Annotated in this window: 7 protein-coding genes; 2 read left to right on the top strand and 5 right to left on the bottom strand. The window is 69.5% G+C overall.

What is annotated here, in order from left to right:
- Nucleotides 1-1,774, bottom strand: a 1,774-nt coding sequence (gene typA, locus VFF46_RS16990) for a translational GTPase TypA (protein WP_325038100.1), incomplete at its 3' end; no start/stop codon positions are given.
- Nucleotides 1,775-2,079: 305 nt separating this feature from the next.
- On the opposite strand from typA, the gene VFF46_RS16985 reads away from it, so the two are divergent.
- Complete coding sequence (locus VFF46_RS16985; protein ID WP_325038099.1) at nucleotides 2,080-2,715, top strand: helix-turn-helix domain-containing protein; 636 nt, start codon at nucleotides 2,080-2,082, stop codon at nucleotides 2,713-2,715.
- Here VFF46_RS16985 and VFF46_RS16980 read toward each other — a convergent pair.
- The 3 genes from VFF46_RS16980 to VFF46_RS16970 form a co-directional block, all read right to left on the bottom strand.
- The gene (locus VFF46_RS16980; RefSeq protein ID WP_325038098.1) at nucleotides 2,683-3,834 is read right to left on the bottom strand and encodes an FAD-dependent oxidoreductase; all 1,152 of its coding nucleotides are present in this window, start codon (nucleotides 3,832-3,834) and stop codon (nucleotides 2,683-2,685) included. The two genes, VFF46_RS16985 and VFF46_RS16980, sit on opposite strands and share 33 nt — an antisense overlap.
- A 124-nt stretch (nucleotides 3,835-3,958) precedes the next feature.
- Nucleotides 3,959-4,963, bottom strand: a complete 1,005-nt coding sequence (locus VFF46_RS16975) for an asparaginase (RefSeq protein ID WP_325038097.1) — start codon at nucleotides 4,961-4,963, stop codon at nucleotides 3,959-3,961.
- 220 nt (nucleotides 4,964-5,183) lie between these two features.
- Nucleotides 5,184-6,176, bottom strand: a complete 993-nt coding sequence (locus VFF46_RS16970; RefSeq protein WP_325038096.1) for a YgfZ/GcvT domain-containing protein — start codon at nucleotides 6,174-6,176, stop codon at nucleotides 5,184-5,186.
- A gap of 109 nt (nucleotides 6,177-6,285) precedes the next feature.
- Here VFF46_RS16970 and VFF46_RS16965 point away from each other — a divergent pair, with 109 nt between their 5' ends.
- Nucleotides 6,286-7,107: an LLM class flavin-dependent oxidoreductase gene (locus VFF46_RS16965; protein WP_325038095.1), complete on the top strand. Its 822-nt coding sequence runs from the start codon at nucleotides 6,286-6,288 to the stop codon at nucleotides 7,105-7,107.
- A gap of 150 nt (nucleotides 7,108-7,257) precedes the next feature.
- On the opposite strand, the gene VFF46_RS16960 is transcribed toward VFF46_RS16965, so the two are convergent.
- Nucleotides 7,258-8,622 carry a cation:dicarboxylate symporter family transporter gene (locus tag VFF46_RS16960; RefSeq protein ID WP_325038094.1) on the bottom strand — a complete coding sequence of 455 codons (1,365 nt, stop codon included), beginning with the start codon at nucleotides 8,620-8,622 and terminating at the stop codon, nucleotides 7,258-7,260.
- Between the last annotated feature and the right edge of the window lie 57 nt (nucleotides 8,623-8,679).

The raw sequence follows: 8,679 nt of genomic DNA, 5'->3' as shown, positions 1-8,679 counted from the left end.
CGCACTCGTCCTCGCGGCAGAACTCCAGCGACTGCTCCAGCGACAGCTTCCGGGCCGGCACCAGCTTCTCGAACTCGTCCGCGTTCGAGCGGACGTTGGTCATCTTCTTTTCCTTGGTGATGTTGACGTCCATGTCGTCGGCGCGCGAGTTCTCGCCGACGATCATGCCCTCGTACACCTCGGTGGCGGGCTCCACGAACATGGTGCCGCGCTCCTGCAGATTGATCATCGCGTACGACGTGGCCGCGCCCGCGCGGTCGGAGACGAGCGAGCCGGACGGACGGGTGCGAAGCTCGCCGAACCACGGCTCGTACCCCTCGAACACGTGGTGCGCGATCCCGGTACCGCGGGTGTCGGTGAGGAACTCGGTCCGGAAGCCGATCAGCCCCCGCGCCGGGACCAGGAACTCCATCCGGACCCAGCCGGTGCCGTGGTTGGTCATCTGCTCCATCCGGCCCTTCCGGACCGCGAGCAGCTGGGTGACCGTGCCGAGGTACTCCTCCGGGCAGTCGATCGTCAGCCGCTCGACCGGCTCGTGCCGCTTGCCGTCGATCTCGCGGGTGACCACCTGCGGCTTGCCGACGGTCAGCTCGTAGCCCTCGCGGCGCATCTGCTCGACCAGGATGGCCAGCGCCAGCTCGCCACGGCCCTGCACCTCCCAGGCGTCCGGACGCTCGGTCGGCAGCACCTTCAGCGACACGTTGCCGACCAGCTCGCGGTCGAGCCGGTCCTTCACCAGCCGCGCGGTCACCTTGGTGCCCTTCTGGCGGCCGGCCAGCGGGGAGGTGTTGGTGCCGATCGTCATCGAGATGGCCGGCTCGTCCACGGTGATCAGCGGCAGCGGCTTGGGGTTGTCCGGATCGGTCAGGGTGTCGCCGATCATGATCTCCGGGATGCCCGCGATCGCGACGATGTCGCCCGGGCCGGCCGAGTCGCCGGGCACCCGCTCGAGCGCCTCGGTGACCAGCAGCTCGGTGATCTTCACCTTCTGGATCGTGCCGTCGTGCCGGTACCAGGCGACCTGGGAGCCCTTCTTCAACGTGCCTTCGTGCACGCGAACCAGCGCAAGCCGGCCGAGGAACGGCGAGGCGTCCAGGTTGGTCACGTGCGCCTGCAGCGGTGCGCCCTCGGTGTACTCCGGGGCCGGCACGTTCGCCAGGATCGTCTCGAACAGGGGCTCGAGGTCCTCGGAGTCCGGCAGCCCGCCGTCGGCCGGCTGGGTCAGCGACGCACGGCCGGCCCGGGCCGACGCGTAGACCACCGGGAAGTCCAGCGCGCTCTGGTCCGCGTCGTGGTCGAGCAGGTCGAGGAACAGCTCGTACGTCTCGTCGACGACCTCGGAGATCCGGGCGTCCGGCCGGTCCACCTTGTTCACCACCAGGATCACCGGCATCTTCCGGGCCAGCGCCTTGCGGAGCACGAACCGGGTCTGCGGCAGCGGGCCCTCGGAAGCGTCCACCAGCAGCACGATCGCGTCGACCATCGACAGCCCGCGCTCGACCTCGCCGCCGAAGTCGGCGTGCCCAGGGGTGTCGATGATGTTGATCGTCACCTGCTCGCCGTTGGCCATCTTGTGCCGGACAGCGGTGTTCTTGGCGAGGATCGTGATGCCCTTCTCACGTTCCAGGTCGCCGGAGTCCATCGCCCGCTCGTCGACGTGCTGATGGGCACCGAACGCGCCGGACTGCCACAGCATCGCGTCCACGAGGGTGGTCTTCCCGTGGTCGACGTGGGCCACGATCGCGACGTTGCGCAGGTCGTTACGGACAGGCATGAGGAAGCGCTCCAAGCAGTCAGAGGGTTTCTGGCGGTGGCTACGGCTGGTTTCACGTGCCACTCGACACAGGGCGCAGCGTCTTCATCTTACCTGTTCACCGCTCGCGTCCGGAAAACGGGACCGCCTCCGACATCTCCCGCCGAACGAGGCGAGGCGGGTTTTGACTTTTGTTGACTGGACGTCCAGTCTATAGACGGCGCCTGGGGAGGGGCCGCAGCACGGGGGGTCGAGCCCGAGGGCGCCGGACATCAGGGGTATGGGGGTTGTCCGGCGCTTCGGGCCCTGACCGAGGAGAAGCAGCAGTGCCGCGATCGGCGAGCGTCAACCGGGAACTGCGGGAGCGGTCCCGTGAGCGGATCCTGTCCGCGGCCCTCGAGGTGTTCGCCGCGAAGGGCTACGAGGCGGCGTCGATCTCCGAGATCACCGCTGTCGCGGGCGTCTCCCGCGGGCTGGTCTCGTACTACTTCGCCACCAAGGAGCAGCTGGCCGCGGAGCTCCTGGACCGCTGGCTGGACGGCATCGCCGGCATCCTGACCATCCAGGGAACTCCTGATGAACGGTTGGCAGGCATCATCGACGGCGCCCTGCTGGCCGCGGCCGGCACGCTGCCGGTCCAGCGGCTGGCGATCAGCCTGATGCTGCAGCCCGGCACGCACGACGTGTTCGCCCGCGTCGAGGACGCCAAGTCCGAGCGACTGTCGCTGGTCGAGGACGCGATCCGGGACGTGTTCGCCGCCCGTGGCGCGGCCGATCCGGCCGTCGAGGAGATGTTGCTCAGAGCAACCTTGGAGGGCGTGACCGTCAAGCTCGCGATCTACCGCGAGACCTTTCCCCTGGAGGCGATCCGCCGCCGGCTGTACGCCGGTTACAACCTGCCCGCTCCGACTACACCATTGCCGTTCGCGTCACCCGTGGTCGACCGGCTGCGCGCCAAATGAGCCGGGCGGGGTCCACTCGAAGATCCTGGTCCCGTTCCGCAGTGCCGCCTTCGGCGGGGTGAGTCTCAGCATCAGGTTGCGGAGGGTCTGACCGCGGACGCCGACCTCCGCACCCATCCGGCCCATCCACGCCGACCGGTTGACGATGCGTTGCGTACGCCGGTACCGCTGCCTCTCGTACTTCGCGAGCCCCGCCGCAAGGTGGTCCCCGGCCGGGATCAGCAGCCCGAGCGACACCGCGTCCTCGAGCGCCGAGTTCGCGCCCTGCCCGAGCGTCGGAAGCATCGGATGCGCCGCGTCCCCGATCAGCACGACCCGCCCGGCGGTGTACCTCGGCAACGGCCGCGCCAGCACCCATACGTCGTGCCGGATCACCTCGCCGGTCGTCGCGATCAGCCGCCGTACGTCGGGCGCCCAGTCGACGAAGTACTCGTTCACGGCACGTTCCTCGTCGGCGATCACCTGACCGCTCGGCATCGCGACGTACCCGTACCAGTAGACCTCGTCCGCGCTGATCCGCAACGCCCCGAACTCCGCCCGCGGGCCCCACGTCATCGCGAACCGGTCGTCGAGCAGGTGATCCGCCGTCGCCGCCCGCCAGCAGCTGAAACCTGTGTATTTCAAGGCGTTCCCGAACAGGCTGCTCCGCGTGAAGCTCCGGATCCCGTCCGCGCCGACGACCAGATCCGCCCGCGCGCTGTGCGTCCCGTTCCAGGTCACCCGCGCCCGCTCGCCACCCGGCGTACCAGGCTCGATCCCGGTCACCTGGGCACCCGTCACGACGTCCGCCTGCTGTACGTCGGCCAGCGCCCGGTGCAGGCGCCGCCGGTGGATCCCGGTGATCGACGTACCCGCTCCATCAGGTGCCCTGAGCAACCATTCCCCGTCCCACCGCCGGGTCCCGGCCGCGCGAACGCCGTACCCGTTCTCCCGGATCCCGTCCGCGGCCCCGATCACCGCCGCGGCCCGCACCCCGTTCGCCGTCACGGCCAGCCCGGCACCGACCTCCCTCGGCTCCGGCGCCGCCTCCAGCACCCGGACCCGCCACCCGGCCCGCCCCAACGCGGCAGCCGCGGCCATCCCGCCGATCCCGCCCCCGACCACGATCGCCTCATCCACTCCACCACCATAGAAACGCCGGCTGCCGTACGCATACGACAGCCGGCGTATCTCGACGGCCTCCGCCAGGCGGACCTTTCCGGAAGAAAACAGTCACCAGGCGGCGAATAAGTTCCGGAAAACCTCAGTCGAACACAGCGCTCGGCCGGATCTCGCCGACCTTGACGCCACCACCGAGTACGACCGTGTCGAGCAGCTCGTCGATGACCGGCGCATCGACACCGATCCGGCGCAGCGTCGCGGCCGTCACCAGCTCACGGGACCGCTTCGCGCCGTCACCGTCCTCGATCTTCAGCGCGATCCCCCGCCCGTCGGCGAGCCCCACGGCGAACACGCCCTCGGCGCCAACCTTGCAGAACAGCCCGTCGACGCCGCGGATCAGCTTGGTCTCGTCCCGGGTACTCCCACTGGCGTACTGCGGGAACTCGCGGAACGCGTTCGCGATCCGGCCCTCGTGCGTCTCCGGAGCCGCCGCCGCGAACCGTCCGAACGAGCGCGCCAGACCGGACAGGCTGATCGCGAAGATCGGTGCACCGCAACCGTCGACCGCGACGGACGACACCTTCTCGCCGGCCGAGTCCTCGATCGCGGTCCGGATCGCCTGCTGCAGCGGGTGGTCCGGCGACCGGTAGTCGTCGCGACCCCACTTGGCGTGCGGGTCCTGCTCGGTGGCCGGGTCGTGGATCGGCCAGCCGTTGACGGTGCTGGTCAGGATCATCGCGGCGTGCTTGCCCGAACAGTTCATCGCGACCCGCTCAGGCTTGCGGCCGGCGCACACCCAGGCGTCCCGGTCGGCCTCCACCCCGGGGTACGCCGGTGGCGTGCGCAGCGCGGACTCGTCCAGCCCGGCCTTCGCGAGGATCTCCCGGACGCCGTCCAGGTGGAACTGTTCGCCGGAGTGGGAGGCGCCGGCCAGCGCGAGAAGGTTGCCGGTGAGCGGGAGGCCGTGGCGGAGCATGCCGAGGGCCTGCATGGGTTTGTTGGACGAGCGCGGGAACATCGGCTCGTCGACGACGCCGGCGGACCAGGCGACGGAGCCGTCGGGGTTCGTCACCACGACGGAGCCGCGGTGGCGGCCTTCGACGAAGCCGTTGCGGACCACGTCGGCCAGGATCACAGGTTCGGTCACGGCTGAACTGTACAGGTGCAAAACGGGCCGACGTGAATGATTCAGGGCACATCGGCGGGCGGTCCGAGGCCGTGAGACAGGTCACAGTCGAGCGAGGTCGCGTGACAGATCCGGCGGCCCGAGCGTCCAAGGAAGTGAGCAGTCGCGGATCGCGATTCGCGGGTGAGCTGTCCCTGCGGGCGGCCGGTGGACGTTGAGGGGCGTCCGCCGGCCGCGGCATTCACAACCGGGAGCGGACGTGCAGGCCGACCTCGGGATCGACCAGTACTTCCTGAGTGGCCGTGACGGTCGGCTGGTCCTCGGCGACGATCTCCAGTACGGCGTCGGGGTCGGCGTTCCGCTTGATCAGGGCGAGCGCGATCGGGCCGAGCTCGTGGTGGCGGGCCGCGGAGCCGATCGAGCCGACCTGCTTCTCGCTGGCCCGGACGGCGTACCCGTGGGCCGGGAGGTGGTCGACCGAGCCGTCCAGGTGCAGCAGGACCAGGCGACGCGGCGGGCGGCCCAGGTTGTGCACGCGGGCGACGGTCTCCTGGCCGCGGTAGCAGCCCTTGTTCAGATGTACGCCGAGACCGAGCCAGCCGAGCTCGTTCGGAATCGCGCGCTCGTCGGTGTCCAGCCCGAACCGTGGCTGACCCGCCGCGATCCGGAGCGCCTCGTACGCCCACACGCCGGCCGCGGCCCCCTCCAGACCGGCCAGCTCAGCGCGCGGCAGGAACACCTCGTGCCCGCCGAGCGAATCCTCGCCACTGCGCGTCAGGTGCTCGCCCGCAGGTGCCCCCGGGCGCCAGATGATCGCGTAGTCGTCGGTCACCTCGGCGATCTCCACGCGCGACATGAACACCATCTTCTGCAGCCACTCCACCAACGCGGCGGCCGCGCCCGGCTCGGTGTGCAGCCAGAACGTCTCGCCGTCGTCCACGCCGTACATCACATGCTCGACATGCCCGGTCGGCGACAGCAGCAGGGCGGTCGTGGAGGTCCCGGGCTTGAGTCCCTCGAAGTACTGCGTGGTCAGCGCGTGCAGCCAGGTCAGCCGATCGGGGCCGGTGATCGTGACGACGTCGCGGTGCGAGAGGTCGACGAACGCCTGACCCGCGACCAGTGCGCGTTGTTCGCGCAGGTCCGAGCCGTAGTGCGCGGCGACACCGGCGTCGAGTCCGTCGGCCTCGACCGCTCCGGGCCGGTCCAGCAGGGGGCTGCGGGTGCGTGACATGTCACCAGAGTACGTCCTTCGGCGTACACCGAACGACGCCCGCCGTGGGATGTGGACAGACCCCCTCGACGGCCACTGTGGAGTCATCAAACGTGGAGGGAGAACGGTGATGAGCGACAGGCGATTCCGGTTCGGCGTGGTTGGTAGTCCGCGGACCGGTGCAGAGTGGACGACGACGGTACGCCGGGCAGCGGACCTCGGCTACTCGACCGTGCTGATGCCCGACGGGCTGCAACTGCCGTCGCCGTTCCCGTCCCTGGCGATGGCCGCAGCGGTCGCGGACATCCGGGTCGGCACCTTCGTCGTGGCGGCACCGTTGCGGACCCCCCGGGCGGCCGCGTGGGAGGCGCACACGCTGACCGTACTCACCGACGGGCGGTTCGAGTTCGGGATCGGCACCGGCCGCCCGGACGCGGAGCAGCAGACCGCCGACATCGGGCTGCCGTGGGGCTCGGGCAAGGAGCGCCGCGACCAGGTACGCCGGACTCTCGACACGTTGCAGGAGCTCGACGGCGACCGCCGTACGCCGATCATGCTGGCCGCCGGCGGACCCCGGGCGCTCGCGCTGGCCGCCGCCCGCGCCGACATCGTCTCGCTGGCGAAGGACGCGATGACCCCGCGCGCCGAGGTGGCTCAGCTGGTCCGGGAGCTGCGCGAGCTGGCCGGATCGCGGGCGGACGACATCGAGCTCGCGATGAACCTGTTCGCGGCCGGTACCCGCGAGCTGCCGCCGTGGACGAAGCGCGCGGCCGGCGTCGACCCCGACGTACTCGAGGCCGGCGACTCGCTGATGTTGCTGCGCGGTACGCCGCAGGAGATGGCGGACGAGCTGCAGCGGCGCCGGGACGAGTTCGGTACGTCGTACATCACGGTCAACTCGATGTACCTCGAGGACCTGGCTCCGGTGGTGGAACTGCTGAACGGCCGCTGACTCCACCACCCCAATCGCCCTCTCTCTTTTGCAACCGGACCGTGAGCGCGAACGGACCGAGTCTTTCTTTTCTTTCCTTCCTTCCCTTCACAGCGCTGCCCGCCGGTCTGTGGGTCCGGCGGGCAGCGCTTGAGGGGTGGGACAGATGGTCTATGCGCGAGCCTCCGCCACGGCGGGCGCCGCGACCTCGCCGCCGTGCGTGTCACCGGCAGCGAACGCGACCTCGTCGAACGGGTCGCTGCCGGAGAACACCCGCTTGGCCTGCTCCTTGTCGAACTCGCCGACCCAGTGGCCGACCAGTACGGTCGCGACCGCATTGCCGGCGAAGTTCGTCAGCGCGCGGGCCTCGGACATGAACCGGTCGATCCCGACGATCAGGCCGACGCCGTCGACCAGCTCCGGCCGGTGCGACTGCAGACCGCCGGCCAGCGTGGCCAGGCCCGCACCGGTGACACCGGCCGCGCCCTTCGAGGCCACGATCATGAACAGCAGCAGCGAGATCTGCTGGCCGATCGAGAACGGCGTGTTCATCGCCTCCGCGATGAACAGCGACGCCATCGTCAGGTAGATCGCGGTCCCGTCGAGGTTGAACGAGTACCCGGTCGGCACGGTGATACCGACGACGGACTTGTCGACGCCGAGATGCTCCATCTTCCCGATCAGCCGCGGCAACGCGGTCTCCGACGAGGAACTGGACAGGATCAGCAGGAACTCGCGGCCCAGGTAGCGCAGCAGCTGGAAGATCGAGACACCGGTGATCATCCGCAGGATCGCACCCAGGACGACGACCACGAACAGCAGACACGTGATGTAGAAGGCGATCATGATCTTGCCGAGGCTGATCAACGCGTCCGTGCCGGTGGCGCCGACAACGGCCGCGATCGCGCCGAACGCGCCGATCGGGGCCGTCCACATGATCATCGACAGGACCTTGAACACCAGCCGCTGGATGTGGCCGATACCGACCAGGATGGGCTGACCCTTCGAACCCATCGCCTGCAGCGCGAAGCCGACGAGCAGCGCGACCAGCACGGTCTGCAGCACCTCGCCCTCGGTCAGCGAGGACAGCAGCGACTTCGGGATGATGCCAAGGATGAAGTCCGTCGTACTCGTGTGCGCGCCGGCGGCCTGCTTCTGACCCGCCGCGCGGAGCTTGTCGGTGAGGTTCAGGCCGGCGCCGGGCTGGACGATGTTGCCGACCACCAGACCGATGGCGAGGGCGACCGTCGACATCACCAGGAAGTAGACGAGCGCGAGACCGCCGACCTTGCCGACGCTGGCGGCCTGCCGGACGGAGCCGATGCCGAGCACCAAGGTGCAGAAGATGATCGGGCTGATCAGCATCTTGATCAGGTTCACGAAGCCGGTGCCGAGCGGTTTCAGCTCGACCGCGAAATCGGAGAACAGCAGGCCGACACCGATGCCGAGCAGGACGGCGACGATGACGGCGATGTAGAGGAAGTGGGTCCGGTCGTTGCGGACCGGCGTCGGGCGGGGTTCGGTCGGGCTCGACATGGTGGGACTCCTGTATCGGCCGTGGCGGACGGGTGTTGGGTAACTGTGACGTGACGC

It is taken from the genome of Kribbella sp., assembly GCF_035655035.1.
In the GTDB taxonomy this organism is placed as follows: domain Bacteria; phylum Actinomycetota; class Actinomycetes; order Propionibacteriales; family Kribbellaceae; genus Kribbella.
The sequence above is the reverse complement of the archived record's forward strand: the minus strand, read 5'-3'. Positions and strand labels throughout refer to the sequence as shown.

Excerpts from the sequence above, each read along its gene's own strand:
- VFF46_RS16965 (WP_325038095.1), top strand. The coding sequence starts at position 6,286 with ATGAGCGACAGGCGATTCCGGTTCGGCGTGGTTGGTAGTCCGCGGACC.
- VFF46_RS16970 (WP_325038096.1), bottom strand. The coding sequence starts at position 6,176 with ATGTCACGCACCCGCAGCCCCCTGCTGGACCGGCCCGGAGCGGTCGAG.
- VFF46_RS16960 (WP_325038094.1), bottom strand. The coding sequence starts at position 8,622 with ATGTCGAGCCCGACCGAACCCCGCCCGACGCCGGTCCGCAACGACCGG.